General features: G+C 45.7%; 15 protein-coding genes, 1 tRNA gene and 1 pseudogene. 9 read left to right on the plus strand and 8 right to left on the minus strand.

Features of this window, described 5'->3' with window-relative positions; genetic code table 11:
- Positions 1-60 precede the first annotated feature (60 nt).
- A complete protein-coding gene (locus tag QUA90_RS13635; protein ID WP_333445997.1) occupies positions 61-1,254 on the minus strand; it encodes a protein kinase domain-containing protein in 1,194 nt (397 codons plus the stop codon).
- Positions 1,255-1,855: 601 nt separating this feature from the next.
- On the opposite strand from QUA90_RS13635, the gene QUA90_RS13640 reads away from it, so the two are divergent.
- The 4 genes from QUA90_RS13640 to QUA90_RS13655 all read left to right on the plus strand — a co-directional run bounded on the left by QUA90_RS13640 (position 1,856) and on the right by QUA90_RS13655 (position 7,828).
- Positions 1,856-1,928, plus strand: a tRNA-His gene (locus QUA90_RS13640).
- Positions 1,929-2,110: 182 nt separating this feature from the next.
- Positions 2,111-6,415 carry an AAA domain-containing protein gene (locus tag QUA90_RS13645; RefSeq protein ID WP_333445999.1) on the plus strand — a complete coding sequence of 1,435 codons (4,305 nt, stop codon included), beginning with the start codon at positions 2,111-2,113 and terminating at the stop codon, positions 6,413-6,415.
- Positions 6,393-7,274: a hypothetical protein gene (locus QUA90_RS13650; protein WP_333446001.1), complete on the plus strand. Its 882-nt coding sequence runs from the start codon at positions 6,393-6,395 to the stop codon at positions 7,272-7,274. The genes QUA90_RS13645 and QUA90_RS13650 overlap by 23 nt, the downstream gene beginning before the upstream one ends.
- Before the next feature lie 218 nt (positions 7,275-7,492).
- Entirely contained in the window at positions 7,493-7,828 is a 336-nt protein-coding gene (locus tag QUA90_RS13655; RefSeq protein WP_333323374.1) for a XisI protein, read from the plus strand.
- A gap of 258 nt (positions 7,829-8,086) precedes the next feature.
- Here QUA90_RS13655 and QUA90_RS13660 read toward each other — a convergent pair whose 3' ends face one another.
- The 4 genes and pseudogenes from QUA90_RS13660 to QUA90_RS13675 form a co-directional block, all read right to left on the minus strand.
- The gene (locus QUA90_RS13660) at positions 8,087-9,385 is read right to left on the minus strand and encodes an IS4 family transposase (RefSeq protein WP_333446086.1); all 1,299 of its coding nucleotides are present in this window, start codon (positions 9,383-9,385) and stop codon (positions 8,087-8,089) included.
- A 141-nt stretch (positions 9,386-9,526) separates the two neighbouring features.
- Positions 9,527-9,733: pseudogene (locus QUA90_RS13665) on the minus strand (S-layer homology domain-containing protein); the annotation flags it as partial.
- Between the two features lie 285 nt (positions 9,734-10,018).
- The gene (locus tag QUA90_RS13670) at positions 10,019-10,768 is read right to left on the minus strand and encodes a DUF3747 domain-containing protein (protein ID WP_333446003.1); all 750 of its coding nucleotides are present in this window, start codon (positions 10,766-10,768) and stop codon (positions 10,019-10,021) included.
- A gap of 433 nt (positions 10,769-11,201) precedes the next feature.
- The gene (locus QUA90_RS13675) at positions 11,202-12,194 is read right to left on the minus strand and encodes a ribose-phosphate pyrophosphokinase (RefSeq protein WP_333084536.1); all 993 of its coding nucleotides are present in this window, start codon (positions 12,192-12,194) and stop codon (positions 11,202-11,204) included.
- Between the two features lie 608 nt (positions 12,195-12,802).
- Here QUA90_RS13675 and QUA90_RS13680 point away from each other — a divergent pair.
- The 4 genes from QUA90_RS13680 to QUA90_RS13695 all read left to right on the plus strand — a co-directional run bounded on the left by QUA90_RS13680 (position 12,803) and on the right by QUA90_RS13695 (position 17,740).
- Positions 12,803-13,261: a GatB/YqeY domain-containing protein gene (locus QUA90_RS13680; protein ID WP_333282125.1), complete on the plus strand. Its 459-nt coding sequence runs from the start codon at positions 12,803-12,805 to the stop codon at positions 13,259-13,261.
- 438 nt (positions 13,262-13,699) lie between these two features.
- Entirely contained in the window at positions 13,700-15,400 is a 1,701-nt protein-coding gene (locus QUA90_RS13685) for a serine/threonine-protein kinase (protein ID WP_333446005.1), read from the plus strand.
- Positions 15,401-15,460: 60 nt separating this feature from the next.
- Positions 15,461-16,168, plus strand: coding sequence for a dethiobiotin synthase (gene bioD, locus QUA90_RS13690; protein WP_333323382.1), 708 nt, complete (start codon positions 15,461-15,463; stop codon positions 16,166-16,168).
- A 357-nt stretch (positions 16,169-16,525) separates the two neighbouring features.
- Positions 16,526-17,740, plus strand: coding sequence for a M20 family metallopeptidase (locus QUA90_RS13695; protein ID WP_333446007.1), 1,215 nt, complete (start codon positions 16,526-16,528; stop codon positions 17,738-17,740).
- A 231-nt stretch (positions 17,741-17,971) separates the two neighbouring features.
- Here the strand turns inward: QUA90_RS13695 and QUA90_RS13700 are convergent, their stop codons facing one another.
- From QUA90_RS13700 to QUA90_RS13710, 3 genes are all read right to left on the minus strand, one after another.
- Positions 17,972-18,952 carry an aldo/keto reductase gene (locus QUA90_RS13700; protein WP_333446009.1) on the minus strand — a complete coding sequence of 327 codons (981 nt, stop codon included), beginning with the start codon at positions 18,950-18,952 and terminating at the stop codon, positions 17,972-17,974.
- A 338-nt stretch (positions 18,953-19,290) separates the two neighbouring features.
- On the minus strand, positions 19,291-20,691 hold the full coding sequence (locus QUA90_RS13705; protein WP_333446011.1) for a glycoside hydrolase family 10 protein: 1,401 nt from the start codon (positions 20,689-20,691) through the stop codon (positions 19,291-19,293).
- Positions 20,682-20,912, minus strand: a complete 231-nt coding sequence (locus QUA90_RS13710) for a hypothetical protein (RefSeq protein ID WP_333446013.1) — start codon at positions 20,910-20,912, stop codon at positions 20,682-20,684. Before QUA90_RS13710 ends, QUA90_RS13705 begins: the two co-directional genes overlap by 10 nt.
- A gap of 8 nt (positions 20,913-20,920) precedes the next feature.
- Here QUA90_RS13710 and QUA90_RS13715 point away from each other — a divergent pair, with 8 nt between their 5' ends.
- Positions 20,921-22,168, plus strand: coding sequence for an FAD-dependent oxidoreductase (locus tag QUA90_RS13715; RefSeq protein WP_333446015.1), 1,248 nt, complete (start codon positions 20,921-20,923; stop codon positions 22,166-22,168).
- Positions 22,169-22,170 lie beyond the last annotated feature (2 nt).

The following is a 22,170-nucleotide window of genomic DNA, read 5'->3' on the forward strand; positions in this document are numbered from 1 at the left end:
GATTTTTAAACTACGACTCATAAACGCACCATAAAAGCTATCTCTCTATTATATGCAACTTCACATAAAATTGGTATGACACATCAGACCCCAAGTTTCGCGATCGGCTTCTTTCCACTTTTTGTTAGACAAAAAATCTCGCAATTTGGTATAATCAACTCCCCGTACCGAAATTAGGGTTGGCTCGATAATTGAAGTATTTAAAGTAACAGATAAGGAAAAATTTTCTGCCGAATTGGGGACGGCATTGGTCGGTGAAATTGAAGAATCAGGAGTTTGTAGCGCGCTGATATCGGTTGAGTTGTCGCTATTATTAAGAGTAGGAGCGATCATCGGCTGTTCGGGCGAAAGCAAATTTTGATGGCGAATATCTAAAGCTGCTTGGATATCGTCCAAAACTTCCGTAGCACAACAGTACCGCTGAGTAAGACGAGTTTGCAGCAATTTATCTAAAATTTCGCCTAACTCGTCGCTAATACTCGTGGCTTTAGGAAGAAACTCGCGCCACCACCAGCGCTCGTGGTTGCAGTCGTACATATCCAAGGGAGGAACTTGCGTCATTAGGCGAATGCAAGTAACACCTAAACTGTAAAGGTCGCTAGCAGGAAATACTTTGCCACGCATTTGTTCGGGAGCTACATAATCTTGACTGCCGATGAGCGTTGCTGAACGGAGTATGGCTGAATCTGTCAGCAGTTTAGCAATGCCGAAATCGATCAATACGAGTTTGTTGTCCGATTGGCGGCGGATAATATTTTCGGGTTTGATGTCGCGGTGAATGACGCGCTTGTCGTGGATAAATTGCAGCACGGGCAATAAGTCTTGCAGCAGTTGCCAAATTTGATTTTCATCGTAGACACTCTGGTCTAATTCTTGTTTAAGAGTCGATCCCTCTATAAACTCTTGAACTAAATAAATATGACCTTCTTGTTCAAATCCCGCTAATAATGTGGGGATTTGCGGGTGTTTTCCGAGCTCGTCTAAACGGAGGCCTTCTTGCCGAAATAATTCAACGGCTTTGTTGAAAATTTCGGGGTCACGGTCGTAAAAATAAAATTGCTTGACTGCACAGCGGGGTAGAGATGGGATGTCTTGATCAATTGCTAGGAAAGTTTTACCAAATCCGCCTCTACCTAAAAGTTCAATCGGGCGATATCGCTGTCTCAGCAACAGGTTAAAGCCGCAGTTTAAGCAAAATTTTGCGGTGTTGGAGTTTTGAGGATTTTGACATTCAGGGTTGACACAGTAGCTCATATTGATTTTAGATTTTATATTGCGGACAAGACTTTTTTTTAAACGAACCGCGAAGACGCGAAGCTGCGCGAAGGAAGAGGGAAGAGAGAAGAGAGAATAGGGATGGTTGATAACTGTCCCGCTTCTGGCGTTGTATTTTTCGGGCGGGCGGGACACCCCACAAGCATTTCATCTGAGATGTTGCACCATTCTCAATCAGGCTTTTAGGGGCGGGCTAGAAGAGTCCACCCTAAAATAAATTCCTTTTTTGTGGAAAAGGCATCTTGCTTGTTCTTAAAAATGGTGCCAGAGGTGAGTTTTATCAAACTGGAGTGTAAAATTTAGATGCACCTGGGCTGATAAGGCTATTTTAATGCGCTGGATCGAATCGGGACGCTGCCAAAGCTGCCGAACCCAGGCCGCACTACTGCTGGGAGTGAGATTATTGCCGATCGCTCACCCTGATCCCACAGAGCGAAAATTGTGCTAAACTCTTACTGTGCTTGGAATTTGAGGCACAATCGATCTGTCTGGTTCAGGGACGCTCAGAAATATTTCAAAATATTTTTGCCTTACCCCTAGACTTGTGCTGAGATCTGATGCTATAGTTAAAACTGATACGGCGAGCGTAGCCAAGTGGTTAAGGCAGTGGTTTGTGGTACCACCATTCGTGGGTTCAAGTCCCATCGTTCGCCCTTTTGATTCTCAACTGTTTAATTCGATCGCCCGTCACCTTTACGGTAGTTGGCGATGGTCGTAGGGTGTGCAATGCACACCTTAATTTTTATTGGGATGTAGCGGTTCTGTCGGCACAAGTTCCAATGTGCTAATCTTAAATTTAATCTAAAATCTAAAATCTAAAATCTAAAATCAAAATATGCCATCTTTAGTAACAGAAGATTGGGGATATAAATTTAGTGGCGATCGCACAATTAATAAGTTTATTCGGGATATAGAAGGAGAAGCGGCTTTAGGGAAATATTGCGATTGGGAATGCAGAGAACGTGCGGAAATTCTGATGTCGGAGATAGCTGGCAAATCCCACAATCTTTTCTACGTGCGTCGCCAAAAGGTAAATGAGAGATTTTCTGAAGAAGAAATCTGGGAATTGCTCCTTGCTACGGATGGAGATGATTTTGAATTACCTCAATTGTTGCAAAAAGCCGATCGCACTTTGCGGTTGTTAGCAACTGTACGCTGTGAAGACGGAATCGGCGGTTTAAAACTGCTGGATGCTGGTTTGGTGGCGGTTCCCAGAGGGAGGAAAGATGGGTATGCTTTGCCGGTTCAGTTGCGACTTTTGGCTAACAGTAGATCGCCAATTCCTGGAAAGTCGATCGCCCGCGTGCAACAAATGCCGTTTTGGGACGACAGACACATACCAACTACGGAACAACTAAAAGTTTGGCATACTTTTTTAAATGTGGAAAAACGCATCGCGGAAGCGCGTCAATTTTGCGTGCCTTTTCGCGGTCATAATTACGGTTCAGGCTTTAAAATCGTCACTTTTGAAATTGATCGTAATTCCGCAACTCTAGATGGCTACGATGAAAATTCCTTAGAAGTGGGCGACTTTCGCGAAAGGCTGAAAAAAGCCAGAAATGAAGAAATTATTCTGTTTGATTCGCCGCCCGGAAGCAGAAGCAGCCGCGATGGCGAGACATTGGGTAGCATCGCTGAAATTGACTTTGAACATGGTAAATTACGCATTAAGTTAGATGTTGATTTAGGCGATCGCATGGCGGGCAGCAGATATCAAATGCCCAAACAAGGATTCTTGTATTTTGAAGCGGCGGGCGATATCAGTCAGATCGAACGCAAGAAAAAAGCTTTAAAAATGCTGACAGATGGTCGCGCTCAAAATCCATATTTGACTGAGTTTTTATTCGACTCTTCTCAGGCGAGAATGCCCGAAAAACTGATTAAATTGGATCGCGAAAACTTATTAAATCGCAATGCTAATGAGGATCAACTTGCAGCCGTAGAAACCGTGCTGTCGGCGCGGGATTTAATTTTGATTCAAGGCCCGCCGGGAACGGGCAAAACGACTGTGATTGCGGAGATTTGCTATCAAATTGCCCGTCAGGGTGGCAAAACGCTCATTGCTTCGCAAGCAAATTTAGCTGTAGACAATGCTTTGAGTCGGTTAGTTCACAATCCGGCGATTCGGGCTTTGCGGAAGGGAAAAGCTCATAAGGTGCAGGAAGAAGGGCAGCCGTTTTTAGAGGAAAATGCGATCGGCACTTGGCTGCAAAATACGGCGACTGACTGCGAACAAAAGCTCTCGCAGCGCCTGACTAATGTCAAATCTTTGCGGCAGTTGGTGGCAGAATCAGAGCGATTTACCGCCTACTGTGCGGCAGAGAGAGATTTTTTTAATGAACTCAAACATCTGCACGACAGTAAAGCCAATATTGAGGAAAAGTGCAACCAGCAAGCAGCAGATTATGAACTAATTTTAACCGAAAAAAGCGATATTGAATCTCTAGTTAGTGGGCTAGGAAATTTGCTGGATGCGCCGAATGTCAACTGGGAATCTCCAGAAGTTGCCGAGTTTATGCCCCGACTAAAACCATATTCGGAAGGCAATGTTTTAGTAGAAAACTTTATGGCAAATGTTCGCATTGCCGCCAGCTATGCTACTCAAATAGGCTTCGATCGCCCTGCTTGCGGCGCGTTTGGGATTGCGGTTTGGCTGCAGGAAAATGTAGCAGCGCAAATATCGGAATTTAAGACAGCATTCGATCGCGCTGATGATATTTGTCACGCTATGTCGGCGGTTGCAGAGTCGTTGCGGGTGTCGCGGCAGATGTCTGAGGCTGTGAATCAACTCGAATTGGGCGATCGGCAAAATCAGACACATCGCCACAATCTCGAACAGAAAATCAAGAATTTGGAACTGCGAAAAGCGGAAATTGCAGCCGTTGTTGTCGCCGTTGCACAGTGGATTGAGACGGCAGATACGGGGCTCTATGAAGTCGTGAAAACTTGCTGGGAAACGGGCGCAATGCTGACGGATGATATGGTAGAATTGCCCGCAGGATTGCTGAAAATTGCCCGATCGCTCAAATTGCCGATCGTGCCACCTAAATGCAAAATCAATTTGCCCGATTTGGATCGGTTGCAAAAGGCGGTAGCCCACGAAGAAAGCGCAGGTTTTAAGGACATACAAGGGCAACAGTTCCGGTTTAGCGAGTTTTTGCATCTAAATTTGAGTCAAACGCCGATCGTGCTCTCTGCGGGCGATCGTACACAGTGGCAGCAACTAGCCAAAGACTTCGCCAGCTACTCCCAAGTCAGCCAAAGTCAGCGCAAATTTATCATCGAAAAAGCTCGCACTTTCTTAGGTAGCATTCAACAATTTTATAGTGAATCCTTGCAGCCAAACAATATCCAGGCTACCTTCGATCGCCTAGTCAAAGAATTGCTGCACAGTATCCTCGCAAATGCCCGTCAGTGCGTGGTTCCCCTGAAAACCGAAACCGAACAGCAGCTTATCAAACAGCAACAATTATTAGATAAAATCGGTCAAACCTTAAACCAGCAGCAAATATCCGCCGCTAAACTTCAGGTAGAAACAGCGCAGCAAGAGGCAAACTTAAAAATTAGCGAAGTTACTAATTTGTTGCAAGCAATTGTCCAACAGCCAAATGTACCTGAAAAGTTGCGGATTTTAACCGAACAATATCTCGCCCAAAAATCCAACATCTGGGAGCAACCGCAGCAGTTGGTCAAGCAAGTTGAGGTTTGGAAAGCCAGCACGATTCAGCTTGAAAAATCAATTGCTGACCTCGATCCTTTTGGGGTTTTAGAGACAATCAAAAACACTCTTGACGAGCATTTATCCCCGCTGCAAATTGCGGCTGCAACTTCGCAGCAGCAACTCGCCGAACTTCAAACAGAATTGAGCGAAATTACCGCTCAACTGCAACAGCAGCAACCGACAGCAGCATTACTTGTTGAAAGAAATTGGTGGGAGTCAGCATGGCAAACTATCCCGACTCAATATCAGCCAGAAGTTCCGAATACAGGATTATTCACCGTAGCTTTTTTAAACAAAATTAAGCGTTTATTCAAAACTTGGGAACGGAAATTAGAACAAGAAGAAACAGCCTTAAATCGTTCTCAAAGCTTTGTGACAGATTGGATTCAAAAACTCCGCAATCCATCAGAAAAAGACCGCAACGATTTAAAGCAAATTTATATTGACAATGCCAACGTTATCGGCATTACTTGCGTGCAGGCTGCTAGCTTCGATTTTACTAAAAACTTTCCCAGCTTTGATGCAGTCATCATTGACGAAGTTAGCAAATGCACTCCCCCAGAGTTATTAATTCCCGCTTTGAAAGGCAGAAAGTTAGTATTAGTGGGCGATCACAGGCAATTGCCGCCGATGTTTAATCAAAGTACGATCGACGATATTGCCGAAGACATCGGCTGTACCGGAGACGAACTTAGCTTTATCAAAGAATCGCTGTTCAAAGTTTTGTTTGAAAATGCCAGCGACAGCATCAAAAAAATGCTGACAACTCAGTATCGAATGCACCCACAAATCATGGGCGCAATCAATCAGTTTTACCAGCAAAAACTCAACTGTGGCATTCAGGAAGCTGACACCAAACGCGCCCACAACCTCGCAGGTAGAATCATTCAAGAAAATAATCACATTCTGTGGGTGAAAACGCCCATCGGACAAGGATTTGAAGAGGAAAAACAGGGTACTTCGCGGTTGAATGTCAAGGAGATTGATGCGATCGAGCGTTTGTGCGAACAAATGGACACAGCTTGGCAGCCCAAAGTTGCCGACGGCGAACCACCGAAAGAAATCGGAATTATCACTTTTTATGCTGCTCAATTAAATGCAATTAAAGACAGAATTGAAGGCGAAAGATTCCCTGCTTTGAGCATCCGCACTGGTACGGTTGACATATTTCAAGGCATGGAAAGACCTGTAATTATTGTCAGCACAGTGTGCAATAATGTTAGGGGCGATATTGGATTTGCGAAGGAACCGGAACGGGTGAATGTGGCATTTTCCCGCGCTCAAGAATTGCTGGTAGTTGTCGGGTGCCACGATTTATTTACCCAACAAACAGGTACAGTGGGAAAAATGTATCAGGAAGTTTCAAAAACGGTGCGTCATTGCGGAGGTTTTGTAGATGTTTCTAGCGTCCTCAACTAAACTAATAGACTCGAATTTAAGTTCCTTAGCCGAACAGATTGAGCAACAAAATCCGGGTTTGTCAGTGTTGGCGGCGCGTCAATTTCGCTTCGCAATCCGCCAAACTCCGCTGGAGGTGGCGATTAGTGAACCGCGCGAGTTTAATGTGTTGGAAGAGTTCATTTTGCGGGCGGGCGTTGAGTTTGAACCTGCGCCAACTTTGAAGGAATTGGCGGATTTGCTGGGGTTGGACGAGATTTTTGTGAAGACTACGGCGGCGACTCTGGTTAGTTTGGAAAGCTTGGAGGTGGCTGAAAATGGAAAAATTGCGATCGCCCCGCAGGGCAGAGATTTTTTCGATAAAGGTGCGGTTAGTCGATCGCAAATTCAATCAATTTACGCCATTTCCGATCCGCTGAATCAAACTCTTACCTTTAAATTTGATCCTTTAGCGACGGAATCAGTCAACTTGCCAGATTTAGCAGATTTAGTATCGCTCGATCATAAAATTACTGACCTTGCGAATTTAAGTCTAGCAGAAATCCAGCCGTTAATTCAAGATTCCGGCTTAGGAATTCACGTCCCAGAAAACGGCAAAATTGTCTCGGCTTGCGATGTCGTCGGCGACGATTTAGATATTTGGCAAACAGTTTCGATTTTTGTGTTGCTAGATGCGATCGAAAATAAAACCACTATTCAAGCCAGACAGGGAAAACAAATATTAGAAACAGCTTCAAACTTGCTAAACGAACTTGAATCGCAACAAAAACTTTTCTTGAACGACTTGTGTAAAGTAACCCCAGACATCGCACAGCAAGCATCAGAGACAATCCCCGTCCAGAAAACTCCTAAAAAGCCATCTAAGAAGAAACCCAAGTAAACGATATGATAAGCACTACACTCCTGATTACGAACTGGTTTGTATTGAAGACTTTAGTCCAAATTAACTGATATCTTGCACCCTTCTCAATTACTTGTTTAGGAACGGGCAAGATGCCCGTTCCACAAAAGTTGATTTTATTGTGAAACGGGCATCTTGCCCGTTATTGACAAGAGTACAACATATAAGTATTAACCAACAAATGAGGTAATTGTACAATGGACAAACTAGCTCAATATCGTCAATACGTTCAAATATTAATCACCCGTTATGCCGAAGAAGATGTTTCTGATCATGAAGTCGAAGTGCAACTAATTTTAGACACAGAGCGAGATCATTATCAGTGGATGAATGTCGGCTGGGAACACTTAACCCGGATTTATCAAACCTTCATTCACATTGACATCAAAGATGGAAAAATCTGGCTCCAACAAAATTTGACCGAGGAAAATCCTGCGGAGGAATTAGTTGCAATGGGAGTACCGAGAGAGGATATTATTTTGGGATTGCAACCGCCATACAAACGGCCATATACTGATTATGGTGTAGCGTAAAATGTCAAGCTAAAAAAAACAAAATACTCAGATAGCCGACTTCGCAAAAGTTGTCGGGTATCTACTTTTTACTACTGAGCCTTAACGCATTTCAGCATTCGCAAAGTAGCGGCCTCCGCGTAATTGGGTTTTGCTGAATCATTCGGAGAAAACCGATCGCCAATTTCGTTAATAGCGGCAGCAACAGAACAATCAGAAAACATTTGAGTAAAAATAGAAGCAACCCATTGGTGACAAGTTAAGGCTGTAAGTCTTTTGTCAAGAGGCTTTCGGAGAGTTCTTAAAAAAGAATTGGTCAGACCCTCGTTGCTTTTCAGGAAAAGGGGCAATAATTAACTTAACATTCGGTTTTCGCTGCTGTTTAATAATGCCTAAATCTCGATTTTGGGGGTCAGCAAAATACTTGATTGGATCTGTTGCTTTACCTTTATGATGAGCCCTAGTAAAATGATAAAGACCGCGATAAATCATTTCTAAAGAAATCTGCTCAAAAGGTAGAGCTAGTTCATCAGCTACCGCATCACCTAAATCTACTAAAACTGCATAAAATAACCAAGTTGCCCAAATCTGTAATTTAATCCCATTGATTGAACCCGTCCATAAATAGCTGAAATCTAACAGCCTTTTTACAATATTAAAAGCTTCTTCAATCCGCCAACGTCTTCGATACAAATCTGCTACTACATAAGGGGGTAATTTTTCTGGCTCTAGCACACTTGTTAAATAAGAATGCCAGGTTTTTTCTGAACGAACTTCAATCAAACGTAAGGTAATAAACGGAGTTTTCTTTGTTCCAGACCCCAAACGTATCTTACGGTCTCGCAGTCCATAACTATCGGTAAATACTTCCTCTACTTTGATGGCGGCTCCTTTCTTTATTCGGGTAATAAAGTTAACCTTTTGCTCAATTAATTTTAACCAGAAATTAAAATGATAAAAGCCTCTGTCTAATAGTAATAACGTATTTTCGCTGACTAAATTGAGGATATTCTCTTCAAGTTTTACATCAGATTCTTTCGCATTTTCGGTAAACCAAATTTCGACTGGCAATCTAGTTACTAGATCAATTACTGTACTTATTTTTCGCGCCAATTGTCCTATTTTAGCTGACTCTAAGTTTGATAATTTCCGAAACAATGCCTCTAATATTGAACTATCTATAATCCAAATCTGCTCAAATCTTGTTAATGTAAACTGAATACTTTCTGGTAAGGTTCGTTGATTTCTCCTCTGCCAATTTGTTCTTAAACGCGGTAATAAATCCTTAAATACTTGTTCAAACAGCTCAGCAGGAAAGGTCAAAAATCTTTGTGAGAGTGCTTGTTGGCTGACTTTAGTGGGATTACACCACAGAAAGCCGTCTCTCGTTAACATTCGGGTCAGCTCTCTTACCCCTGCCACATCTCGCCATAGTAAGGTTAAGACCGCAGCCATCATCAATGGCAAGTTGAGAATTCGGTCTCGAAGTTTTAGCTGACGGTAGGAATTTTCCTGATTGAGCATGGCTGGTGTCAGTAATGCTTCTAGTTGCTGGGCAATTACTTCATCCTCTATCAGTGGTCGTTGTTTCTTTTTCGCGTGGTCCCGATTGGTAGTTCTGGTCTTGGTCATGGCTGGTCATAATTGCTCAACTACTTGCCTATTCTGAGTTTCATCTATTTTTTAACCAATGTAAATACCCCCTTGACAATTTACCCATCACCTTAACTTGTCACTAATGGAAGCAACCCAATAATTCTGAGTGTATGAAAAAGTTTTAGACGGTTTTTTAGCAACTAAATCCCGGTTCATTCCCCGGGCAGAGAAACCAAATTCCGCCGCTCGACAGAGCATCGCCATCAATTCAGCGCGAGTGACGGACTGCGTAGGTTTAAAAGTTCCATCTTGATAGTAGCTAACTATCTTGTTTTTTCGCGCAAATAGAACTTTTCAGGCACTCCAGCGGAAAATATCAACATCGCTATAGGGACGGATAGAAACATTGCTAGGAAATGTGATATAGCATCTTGTACTCCTTTCCAGGATTCCAATACTAAAGATACCAATTGCTCTCTGGTAACAGCAAGTTGCAGTCGAAAGGTATTATTTTGAGAAAACCGGGATACAAACCCAAAGCCCACAGCTTCTTTAATTTCGGAAGCGTAGATATCATCGGTAGCTATCTCCGAGTTGTAGAAAAGCCAGTATTGCCTACGGTATTGGTATTTCCTGCGGTATTGGCTGCGGTATTGGTATTTCCTGCGGTATTGGCTGCGGTGATGGCTGCGGTATTGGCTGCGGTATTGGCTGCGGTATTGGTATTGGTATTGGCTGGGGTATTGCTTCGGTATTGCCTCCGGTATTGCCTCCGGTATTGCCTCCGGTATTGCCTCCGGTATTGCCAATTTCTTCCGGTGCGGATTGATTGGTAGTGAAATAAAAGTGACCTAATGTGCGGCCTTGATAAGCTCTTTTACTCAATCGCCAAGCAGGATCGAGAGTGATTTTCATGAAGTCGTTAACATCGCCGTTTGTGCGACCGATAATCACCGATTTACCTTGGTAATCTACCGGAGTTCCCATTAGAAGAACATTGCCATCAACAATTTCCAAGCTTAGGGTGTATTTTAATGCTAAATCTGTGCCTGCCATGCGAATTGAAAAGCCGTTGCTGTCTGTTGCGCGACCACAAATACCGGTGAAATCAAAACTAACTAATAAGGGATCGACTTTCACGGGATTAGAACCACTTTCGCTCCAGCATTTTCGCGTGTCAGAGACTTGTTCTAGAATTAGCAATTGGTAGCCGCCGAAAGGGCGGGGTTGGGCGATGACAATTACTCGGTCTTGGTTAATGTCGGTTTCGTCAAAAGTAAATGCTTTAGCCGAACCGATCGCCCCAAGTGTTAAAATTGCTGAACCTGCCAGTGCGGCCACTGTTCGTACAAGTGAATGTTTCATGATTTTTCCCTATTGGCTCCTTATGGTGATGAGACTTATCTAGAATATAAAAAAGTCGCCCTCTTCCAACAACAAGATAGAATTTTACCATCTCTTGTTCCGGTGGTACCAAGTGCGATCGATCGCAGATCGTCACATTGGTTCGTAGTGAAAACTCAACTCCGAGCGAATTTTATGAGGACTTGAGTCCTCCCTACAAAGTTATAAGCGTTATTTTACCGAGGAACTTGATAAGCTGTTCGACCTCTAAATTGTATTTTCCGGGCGGGCGCGACGCCCACTCCACAAGAATTTGATGGGACTTGAGAGTAAAAGTTAGATGAGACTGGGCTGATTACTTGCGGGAAACGATCGCACTCTTCACAAAAAAAACGGTGCGTTACACTCTGGTTAACGCACCCTAAAACAAACATTCAAAAACTGTCTTTGCCCTCTAGCGGAACATACTGCTAACAGAACTATCTTCGTGAATCCGCCAAATAGTTTCTCCGAGCAAATTGGCTACCGAAAGCACCGTCAACTGCTGAAAACGGTTCTCTTCAGGCACAGGAATTGTATTCGTAACAATTACCTCTTCCAAAACCCCGCTAGACAAACGCTCGATCGCCGGAGGCGAAAACACCGCATGAGTAGCACAAGCATAAACCTGCCTCGCACCCTCGCGGCGCAACAATCGGGCGCCCTCAGAAATCGTGCCCGCAGTATCGATCATGTCGTCTACCAACACAGCAGTTTTGCCCCTGACATCACCGATAAGGTTCATCACTTCTGCCACGTTGTGAGCTTGGCGGCGCTTGTCAATAATTGCCAGGGGAGCATCACCAAGCTTTTTGGCAAAAGCTCTCGCCCTAGCGACTCCGCCAACATCCGGCGAAACCACAACAATATCCGTCAATTGCTTGCTCGCCAGATAATCTAAAAGCACCGGCGAACCGTAAACGTGATCGAAAGGAATGTCAAAATAACCTTGAATCTGAGCTGAGTGCAAATCCATCGCCAAAATGCGACCGGCCCCAGCTTCCGTAATCAAATTAGCCACTAATTTTGCAGTAATCGACTCTCTTCCGGCCGTTTTGCGGTCAGCCCTAGCATATCCGTAATAGGGGATGACGGCAGTAATTTGTCTGGCCGAAGCGCGGCGACAAGCATCGATCATAATTAACAATTCCATGAGGCGATCGTTTACCGGACAGCAAGTTGGCTGAATCAAGTAAACATCGCAACCCCGAATCGATTCTTGAATTTGAACGTAGAGTTCCCCATCAGCAAACCGCTTGCGAACCATCGGCCCCAAATCGATCCCCAGATAGCGAGCCACCTCTTGGGCGAGGGGAACATTAGCAGAACCGGAGAACAGCCGCAGACGGTCATGAGCGGAAACCGGCGGCTCGGGAAGCGGAAGCGGTAAAGTAGCAGAACGGATCACAGCAGGCCTCTTGCAGGACGTTTATTCCATCGCTATCTTACCATCTGAAACTAGAAATATTCAGCCAATTTTTTAAGAGATTTAACATTCGGGGCGGCCACAAGTGTGAAGTTAGGCGAATTGAATAGGACTTGCAGAAATATGTCCGAGAAATCGGGTTTCTACCCCACATTCGGCTCCCTTAACGGTCACAATCGGTTTTTACTTATTTTTATCCACCAATAAAACTATGAATTATACTTGAATACCGTACATTAACGGATTAAAAACTTTTTAAAGGCATAATTTATTACTGTAAAGATAGAGTTTTCTGCGTAATTATGCTGTGTGACACCCCCAGGGTGTGGAATCTGTGTTCTAGCGAACTCTGTACTGGCAGAAGTACGATCGCACTTGTGTCCCTGCGTCTAAAAATTCTGGCGTGAGTCAATTTGGGGCTGAGGCTGCAAGTGCAGCCACCCCAAATTCAGTCGAAAGCCCAAGGCATCCGGGTTCAATGCGATAAAAAAGCCACCAACAGGCAATAAACTGGAAAAATACTGTAAAAAAAGTTAAGAATCGGAGCATACTCCAGATTTTTGATATCGGGCAAAGCAAGGTAGAAATCGATGAGCTTAAGAGAACGCATTGACGAAGAAATCAAAGCAGCCATGAAGTCCAAGGACAAAGTTCGCTTGGAAACAGTTCGCGGCATCAAGAAATTTATTCTCGAAAAAGAAGTCAGCCTTCGTCCCTCCGGCCAAGAGACGCTGACAGAAGCTCAAGAAATGGAAATTTTGATGCAAATAGCCAAACAGCGCCGGGATTCGATCGAACAATACCGCAAAGGTGGCCGCGAAGATTTAGTGGCACAAGAGGAGGCGGAGTTAGCAATTGTTGAAGAGTATTTGCCACCCCAGATGTCAGACGAAGAGGTGAGTCAAGTCGTTGACGAAGTGATTGCTTCGGTTGGCGCTACTTCTGCAAAAGATATGGGCAAGGTGATGGGCAAGGCAATGCAGCAGCTTAAGGGCAAAGCAGACGGTAACAGAATTCAAGACATGGTGAAAGCAAAGCTTAGTCAGTAGTCAGTAGTCAGTAGTCAGTAGTCAGTAGTCAGTAGTCAGTTGGCATTAGACAGTTGGCATTAGACAGTTGGCATTAGACATCTCCGATAAATCATCTCAAGCTTTATAGAGATGTATGGCTTAGGTCGAGGGGCGACAATTTATTAGAGCTAAGGTCAAAAAACCCGGTTTCTACGAAAAATCGTGCATTTCTCCCTTGAGATATTGACGCAGAAACCGGGTTTTTGATCGGATCTGCGGGTTGCAACCTGTGTATTTTCGTGAAAAAACCCGGTTTGTGACCATCCGGGCGTCCAAGAATGTCAAAAAAATGTAAAATACTAACTTTGGTCGGGACTGGGGACTACAGATAGTGAAGTATGCTCAAGAGCATTAAAGACCTAGCATTACTAAGTCTGTGAGCGATCGTCTATTTTTTAACAGTTTCTACTTAAACTTATGCAGCCACCTATTGCTATTGGAACTCTCCTACAAAACCGCTACCGCTTGGTGAATATTTTAGGTCAAGGAGGATTTGGCCGGACTTATTTAGTAGAAGATTTGGGACGGTTTCAAGAACGCTGCGCCCTGAAGGAATTGATTCCGGTGCAAAGCGGGCCATACGTTTTGGAAAAATCGAAGGAATTGTTTCAAAGAGAGGCGGCAATACTTTACCAAATTGGGCACCCACAAATTCCCCAGTTTCGGGCAATATTTGAAGAGAACCAGCGTTTGTTTTTAGTGCAGGATTACGTGGAAGGAATGACTTACCGCGAACTAATGCTCGATCGAACTTCAAAGGGTCGCAGCTTCACTGAAGCCGAAGTCTTGGTATTTATCCGGCAAATGCTGCCGGTACTCGCTCACATCCACGCCCGCGGCATCATCCACCGCGACATCTCCCCAGAAAATATAATTCGGCGCGAAAACGACCAAATGCCTGTGCTGATTGACTTTGGAGTGGTGAAGGAACTCGCCACCAAAGTCCAGTCTCCCGAAGGAACAGCCCACGCGACAACTGTCGGTAAAATCGGCTACGCGCCGATGGAACAGTTGCAAAGCGGGCGGGCAACAGCCAGCAGCGACCTCTACGCTTTAGCCGTAACGGCGATCGTCCTGCTGACAGGCAAAGAACCGCAGGAATTGCTCGATCAAACAACGCTGCAGTGGAATTGGCAGCAGCAAGTGCAAGTGAGCACGGGTTTGGCTTTGGTGCTGAATCGGATGTTGAGCCGGTCTCCGGGCGATCGATATCAATCTGTCAGCGAAGTCGCCCAAGCACTCGACGGCCAAACTAATCCTAAACCTAGCCAGCCCCCTGTACCGCCCGCGCCGCCAGCAGTGGTGCCGACAAACCCTTCGCTAATAGCAACGGTGGCCGTGGGCAGGCCGCCAGAGCCCGCCGCCCAGAGTTCCCACCCGCAAAAAAACCAGCCAGACCCGTTAATTGAGCCTGCTGCCGACAATTTTTGGGACAATCCCATTGCTGCGATCGGACTGCTGGCGGGCTTAGTAATCTTGACGGGCTTTGGTTCCTGGGCTTTAGTCGGCTCATTTCTCAACAATTCGCGCCCCAAACCCACTCCGACAGCGCCAGCACTCATAAATCCGACGCCGACACTAACTCCGGTACCAAACCCGCTACCTTTGCCAACCCCAAGCCCAGAACCTTTGCCAACCCCAAGCCCAGAACCTTTGCCGGAACCCAGCCCAGAACCTTTGCCGGAACCCAGCCCAGAACCTTTGCCAGAACAAAGCCCAGAACCTTTACCGGAACCGAACCCAGAACCTTTGCCGGAACCGAACCCAGAACCTTTGCCGGAACCAAGCCCAGAACCAAGCCCAGCGCCAACTCCGACACCAAAACCGACGCCAGCGCCGGCTCCAGCGCCCAAACCGACCCCCAAACCGGCGCCCGCACCAACTCCCGCACCCAAACCAACTCCCGCGCCGTCCCCAACACCCGCACCAACACCCGCACCAACACCCGCACCGTCGCCGGAACCGGCCCCAACACCCGCACCGTCGCCGCAACCGGCTCCAACTCCCGCACCAACACCGGAACCGGCCCCAACACCCGTACCGTCGCCGCAACCGGACCCGGAACCCGCGCCGTCACCGGAACCAGCACCAACACCCGCACCATCGCCAGAACTCTAAACTTCTGGCAAAATTCCCCTAGACTGAGGTTGATGCCAATTACTTGTTAGCTATTTGCCAATGAACTCGCTGCTAATTACTGGAACTGATACCGACGCGGGCAAAACTGTTTTGACCAGCGCTCTGGCTGCTTATTGGCAAATGTATTTTCCCGATCGTAGTTTGGGAATTATGAAACTCATGCAAACGGGAACGGGCGATCGCGAACTCTACACCCGTTTGTTTTCCCTCGACCAATCCCCCGAAGAACTCAATCCGGTGCACTTTGATGCGCCTCTAGCACCGCCAATTGCTGCGGAACGGGAGGGGAGACGTATCGAACTCGAAAAGGTCTGGACGGCGTGGCAAAGCCTCTCTGAGCGCAAGGATTTTGTGTTGGTGGAAGCTTTGGGAGGGCTGGGATCGCCTGTAACGCGGGAACTGACTGTGGCAGATCTTGCCAGGGATTGGCGGCTGAGGGGGGTTTTGGTAGTACCTGTGAGGTTGGGGGCGATCGGGCAAGCTGTGGCGAATGTGGCTCTCGCCAGACACACTGGTTTTAAGCTGAGAGGAATTGTGCTCAATTGCGTTAAAGCTTATTCCGAACAAGAAATTGCCGATTTAGCGCCCCCTGATTTGATCCAGTCCCTGACTCAAATACCTGTGTTGGGTATTTTGCCGCATTTAGATGACCCGACTGACCTTGCTAAATTAGCTAAAGTTGCTTCAGATTTAGATTTAGAGCAGTTACTGCCAGGGGTTAATTTAGTTGCTCAGACTTCTAAATAACCCTATTCTAAACACCTCTAAGCTGTTGTGCATTTAAATAGGGTGTGAGGATTTGGTGAAAGGGAACAGGAAACGGGAAACGGGGAACAGACAATATGTAATTTAAATGCTCGACAGCTTATTTCTCATTCTTCTCTTCCTCTGCGTAGTCTGCGGCCTCTGTGGTTCATTTAAAAAAAATCTCCTGCACAACTGGGATAGGATTGAAGAAGATTTTATTTTAACCGCAGAGAGCGCAGAGAGCGCAGAGAAAGAGAAAAGAGAGTTTCACAAATTATTCATGGTTGCTATAATTAGTGATTACCATTTATCAATTGATTAAATCTAAAACCTCATCAAAAAAAAGGAGAATAAAACATGGTTTCTACTTTACCGAATTTAACGTCTGTCGATTTATCTCAATTGCGGCTGGAGATTAGAAATTTGCAGCCTCAGCTAGTCGAATGGCGTCGCCTTTTGCACCAAAAGCCGGAGTTGAGTTTTGATGAAAATTTAACGGCGCAGTTTGTATCGCAAAAGTTGCAGGAATGGGGAATAGATCATGAAACTAATATTGCTAAAACTGGTATTGTCGCAACTATAGACAGTGGCAAACCGGGGCGGGTTTTGGCAATTCGGGCGGATATGGATGCTTTGCCGATTCAAGAGGAAAATGAGGTGGATTATCGATCGCAGCATGATGGAATTATGCACGCTTGCGGTCACGACGGCCACACTGCGATCGCCCTTGGTACTGTTTGTTATCTCGCCAAGCACAAACACAGCTTTTCGGGTAAAGTAAAATTTATCTTTCAGCCCGCCGAAGAAGGGCCGGGGGGCGCAAAACCGATGATTGAAGCGGGAGTTTTGAAGAATCCTGATGTTGATGCGATCGTCGGCTTGCATTTGTGGAACAATCTGCCTTTAGGCACTGTAGGCGTCCGCAGTGGCGCGCTGATGGCTGCTGTCGAAGTTTTTGACTGCACGATTTTTGGCAAAGGTGGACACGGCGCAATGCCACATCAGACTGTGGACTCGATCGTAGTTACAGCCCAAATTGTCAGCGCTTTGCAGGCAATCGTCGCGCGGAACATTGACCCGATCGACTCAGCGGTAGTAACTGTCGGCAACTTCCACGCAGGCCACACCCACAACGTCATTGCCGATACCGCTCAAATCGGTGGCACGGTGCGCTATTTCAACCCTGCATATCAAGGTTATTTTGCCAAGCGAATCGAGCAATTAATTGCCGGAATTTGTCAGAGTCACGGGGCAAATTACCAATTAGATTATTGTTCGCTTTATCCGCCAGTTATTAATGATTCGAGAATAGCTGAATTGGTGCGCGGCGTTGCAGAATCAGTTGTCGAAACTCCTGCAGGAATCGTTCCCGAATGTCAAACAATGGGCGGCGAGGATATGTCGTTCTTTTTGCAAGAAGTGCCAGGTTGCTATTTCTTTTTGGGTTCAGCAAATCCCGAGAAAAACTTGGCTTACCCGCACCATCACCCGCGCTTTGATTTTGATGAAACTGCGTTGGGGATGGGTGTAGAAATGTTTGTGCGGTGTGTCGAAAATTTTTGTGCGATCTAAATCAGGCTTTCAGGGGCGGGCTAGAAGCCTACCCCACAATAAAATTTAGTTTTTGTGCAACAAGCAAATTCAGGTCTTGTGGAACAGGCATCTTGCCTGTTCATGAGAATGGTACGGGCGGGCTAGGAGCAACGGCCCACAAGAAAATTTAGTTTTTGTGGAACAAGTAAATTCAGGTCTTGTGGAACAGGCATCTTGCCTGTTCATGAGAATGGTACAACATCTCAGATATTACCGAGTTTGAAAGATATTCTGCACCATTTTTTTATCTACACTTGCCGCCGCCTTATCCAACTCGGCAATCTCCCCGGAGTCTAACTCCCAGCCCAAAGCACCAATATTATCCCTCGCCTGTGTCGCAGATTTCGCCCCCGGAATCGGAATAGTTTCTTTGCAGATACACCAGTTAATTGCTACCTGCGAAACACTCTTGTTTCTGAAGGCCGCTATTTCTCGCAAACACTCCGAAAGCGATCGCATTCCCGGAAGTAGCTGCTTGCACGCCAAACCTCGGATACCTTTAGGAAGAGAGCCGTTTTCGGAATATTTACCCGTCAGCAACCCCAAGGCTAGAGGACTGTAAGCAATCAATTTTATCCCCAATTCATCGCAAACATCTTTCAACCCTAGTTCTGTCACCGGATAGGTAGAAAGTAGCGAATATTGCACTTGTAAAGTAACAATAGGAATTTGGCGATCGCTAAATCTTTGATGCACCCATTTCAGCCGTTTCGGCCCGTAATTAGACAAGCCCACTCCCTTGACCAATCCTTGATCGTAAAGGTCAGCCAAACCGTCTAAAAGAGCCCCCTCTTGCCAAGGAGCGTAATTAGCTGTAGACCAGTGCATTTGCACCAAATCTACATTTTTTCCGAGGCGCGCAGCAGAGGCTTTGCAAGCCGATATCATTGAGTGTCGCGTCAGTCTCCAAGGATAAGCAGCCAGTTTTGTCGCAATACAAATACTCTCTTTATTTGCACCTTGATATTGTTGAGAAAACTGCCCCAAAAGCTGTTCGCTTCGTCCGTTTAATTTCCCTGTTCCGTAAGAGTCGCCGGTATCGAATAAAGTGACACCGCTGCTGACGCAAAGATTGAACGCGGCTTGCAATTCCTCGTCCATACTTTCATTGTAGCCCCAGAGGAATCTGTTGCCCCACGCCCAAGTGCCGCAGCCCATTTTTGGCAGTAAAATTTTTTGCTTTGTTTGCATTTTTATTGATGGTAGTTGTTGGTAATACGGATATTTTATAGGAACATAACTCGGTATCCCCTAGCCCCCAGTAGAGCTGTTTCATTCTGCCACGGGTCGCCAGGGACTCAAGTCCCTGTCTAATAGCATAAGTCGGTTAAAACCGACTAAAATAGTAATCTCTATTTTGAAAATTAGAGTTACACATATATTCTGCGCTAACTCTCTACAAAAACAGCTTTAATAGAATTGCTACAGTCGTCTTTAGACGACTTCAGCTATGAGACAGGGGTTTAAACCCCTGTCGGACTGTCCGACTAATGGCGCACCCTACAAAATTACCAATGACTGATGACTCTTTAAATCTTGTACGTGGTTGGTGAGGGTGAAGGTGTGCTGTTTTTGGTAGGTTGCTCTGGCTTAGCTTTCGGGTCTGGTTTTGGTGGTGGCGGCGGAGGGAAAGTAGCCGCGCGTCTGGGTATTTGTAGCGCTGTTCGGAATGCAGAAGACGGGAAGAAAGCACTAAATTGAGACAGTCGATGGGCGAGGGGTTCTGGTGCATATTCCCACAAGCTTTCGTAGTAGAAGAAAGCGACGCCTAATCCGTATTCTTGGACTGCTTGCACCTGAGATTTAATTTGCTGAATCGGTACTGGGTTATTTCTCAAACCTGTCATAATCCCAACTCCGGTGGGAATTTTTTGCTGTGCTTCTTGCATCTCGGGACGGTTAATCTTGCCTACAAATGATTCTAAATTGGGACGGTAGACTTGCACGATTAGCTCGTCGGCAATATCCAAACGCACCCAAGTCAGCCAATCTTGGAGGTGATGTTTGTAAGCAAACTCGTAGTAATTAGGAGAAATTGAGAAAATTGCATGGGGTTTGACTGCTTTGACGGCTTGATTTAGCTGCGACATAAAAGCGGTAATTTTATTGGCTCGCCACTGCACCCATGCTGGATTTTGAAAATCTTTGGGCGGCGCTTTTTTGGTTTCTTTGGTATACAAAGCAATTGTGTAGTCATCGTATCCAAATTCAGACGGCAAACTCATGTGATCGTCAAATTGAATGCCGTCGGCGTTATATTGAGTGGTGATTTCTAGTACGAGTTGGGTAATGAATTGCTGGACTTCTGGATGAAAGGGGTTGAGCCAAACTACTTCGCCACCTGCACCGATTGATGTTTGGCTGCCGTCCTGTTTTTGTGTCAGCCAATCGGGATGATTTAATGCTAATTCGGATGTAGGAGGAGCCATGAAACCAAACTCAAACCAAGGAATTACTAGCAGGCCTTGGCGGTGAGCTTGAGCGATTAAATCTCCGATCATATCCTGTCCCTCTAACCCTCTGTAAACAAAGGGTTGAATATCTCTTTGCTGCGCTACATTGCTGGGATACATTGCATAGCCAGAATTCCAGACAACGGGATAGATTGTGTTAAAATTTAACCGTTTTAGTTTGCTGACAGCATCTCCTAGTTTGCGACGATCTCTGAGGATGTCTTTGTCGTTTGTCGTCATCCAAACGCCGCGAATTTCCTGGCGGGGTTGCTGGGCGATCGCCGGAATTAAGTTGTTCGTCAGCAATACTACAATGAATGACAGGGCAAACAGAAGCGGGAAAAGAGTTTTAATCGATCGCTGCCAACTGCGCGGAATGATGCGTAATGTCATAGTTTTGAATGGTGAGTTAGCTATTGAAACACACCCCGGCATAATTTGGTGATAAAATTTGCTCGCTCTACAGTCTACAGCCATTGGCGCTGAATGTGGAATCGGTTAAGCGAAATGGGTGGATTGATGTGCTCCCATCGCAACTGAGCTAAGTATAATCTCTGAGACAGAGGGTAAGTGACAGCATTCTCTCTAACTGCTGGGAAATCATTAATTACGCACTGCCAGCTATCCTTACCGGACTTTGCGGCCCAAGGAGTGGGAGTGCTGTAAAATATTGGTGCTGGAACATTTCGATCGAACATCTGTAATTGTGAAAGATTTAGTCTTAATTGGTGGCGGTCACAGTCATGCTATCGTATTAAAAATGTTCGGTATCAAACCGCTGCCGGGAGTGCGTTTGACTTTGATTAGCGACGTGCTGCACGCGCCTTATTCCGGGATGCTTCCGGGGCACGTTGCCGGGTTTTACGATTATGATCAATGTCACATCGATTTGCGATCGCTCGCTGAATTTGCCGGGTGTCAAATAGTGGTCGATCGGGCGATCGCGATCGACCTTAACAAAAATTTAGTTATTTGTCAAACTTGTCCTCCCGTTAATTTTGATGTGCTTTCGGTGGATATCGGCAGCACTCCTGCGACTTTATCTGTACCGGGTGCCGCTGAATATGCAATTGCAGCTAAACCCGTACCGGAGTTTTTAGCTAGCTGGAATCAGTTAATTTCCGAAATGCCAAATCATCCCCAAAAACCGCTGCGGATAGCGATTGTAGGTGGCGGTGCAGGCGGCGTAGAATTAGCATTAAATATGCAATCTCGATTGGGGAAGGAAGAGGGAAGAAGGAAGAGGGAAGAAGGAAGAGGGAAGAAGGAAGAGGGAAGAAGAAAGAGGGAAGAAAATTTAGAAAATTTATCATCAGAAATTCATTTGTTTCACAGTGGTGCTGAATTGATGCAGGGACACAATCAGCGGGTGCGTCGCCGCCTTCAAGAAATTCTCATCAGTCGCGGCATTCAATTGCATTTAAAGGAAAAAGTCTGTGCTGTAAAAAAGATTGAGAGGGAAACCACTCTTCAATTCCCTACCGATTACCAAATTTCCTGTAAATCAGGTTTAGAATTAGAGTGCGATCGCATTTTTTGGGTGACACAAGCATCCGCCGCCGATTGGATCAGGGAATCGGGTTTAGCAGCCGACTCAAACGGCTTTATGCAAGTCAACGATTGCCTGCAATCAGTCTCTCACTCCAACGTATTTGCGGCTGGAGATATCGCAGCGATGGTTAATTATCCCCGTCCCAAAGCAGGCGTGTTTGCCGTACGTCAGGGCAAACCGCTGTTTGAAAACTTGCAGCAGTTTTTATTGGAAAAACCGCTGAAACCCTTTGCGCCGCAAGAACAATACTTAGGCTTAATTGGTACTGGGAATAAAAGGGCTATCGCCTCTCGCGGATCTTTCATGTGGGAATCGGCGCTGCTGTGGTACTGGAAAGATTGGATCGATCGCCAATTTATGCAAAAATTTAGCAATCTGCCCAAAACCCGCAATACCAAATAGCA

It is taken from the genome of Microcoleus sp. D3_18_C4, assembly GCF_036702355.1.
GTDB lineage: Bacteria > Cyanobacteriota > Cyanobacteriia > Cyanobacteriales > Microcoleaceae > Microcoleus.

What these genes read in the sequence shown, in the direction of transcription:
- QUA90_RS13635 (WP_333445997.1), bottom strand. Translation starts at nt 1,254, where the DNA reads ATGAGCTACTGTGTCAACCCTGAATGTCAAAATCCTCAAAACTCCAAC.
- QUA90_RS13645 (WP_333445999.1), top strand. Translation starts at nt 2,111, where the DNA reads ATGCCATCTTTAGTAACAGAAGATTGGGGATATAAATTTAGTGGCGAT.
- QUA90_RS13650 (WP_333446001.1), top strand. Translation starts at nt 6,393, where the DNA reads ATGTTTCTAGCGTCCTCAACTAAACTAATAGACTCGAATTTAAGTTCC.
- QUA90_RS13655 (WP_333323374.1), top strand. Translation starts at nt 7,493, where the DNA reads ATGGACAAACTAGCTCAATATCGTCAATACGTTCAAATATTAATCACC.
- QUA90_RS13670 (WP_333446003.1), bottom strand. Translation starts at nt 10,768, where the DNA reads ATGAAACATTCACTTGTACGAACAGTGGCCGCACTGGCAGGTTCAGCA.
- QUA90_RS13680 (WP_333282125.1), top strand. Translation starts at nt 12,803, where the DNA reads ATGAGCTTAAGAGAACGCATTGACGAAGAAATCAAAGCAGCCATGAAG.
- QUA90_RS13685 (WP_333446005.1), top strand. Translation starts at nt 13,700, where the DNA reads ATGCAGCCACCTATTGCTATTGGAACTCTCCTACAAAACCGCTACCGC.
- bioD (WP_333323382.1), top strand. Translation starts at nt 15,461, where the DNA reads ATGAACTCGCTGCTAATTACTGGAACTGATACCGACGCGGGCAAAACT.
- QUA90_RS13695 (WP_333446007.1), top strand. Translation starts at nt 16,526, where the DNA reads ATGGTTTCTACTTTACCGAATTTAACGTCTGTCGATTTATCTCAATTG.
- QUA90_RS13700 (WP_333446009.1), bottom strand. Translation starts at nt 18,952, where the DNA reads ATGCAAACAAAGCAAAAAATTTTACTGCCAAAAATGGGCTGCGGCACT.
- QUA90_RS13705 (WP_333446011.1), bottom strand. Translation starts at nt 20,691, where the DNA reads ATGGCTGTAGACTGTAGAGCGAGCAAATTTTATCACCAAATTATGCCG.
- QUA90_RS13710 (WP_333446013.1), bottom strand. Translation starts at nt 20,912, where the DNA reads ATGTTCGATCGAAATGTTCCAGCACCAATATTTTACAGCACTCCCACT.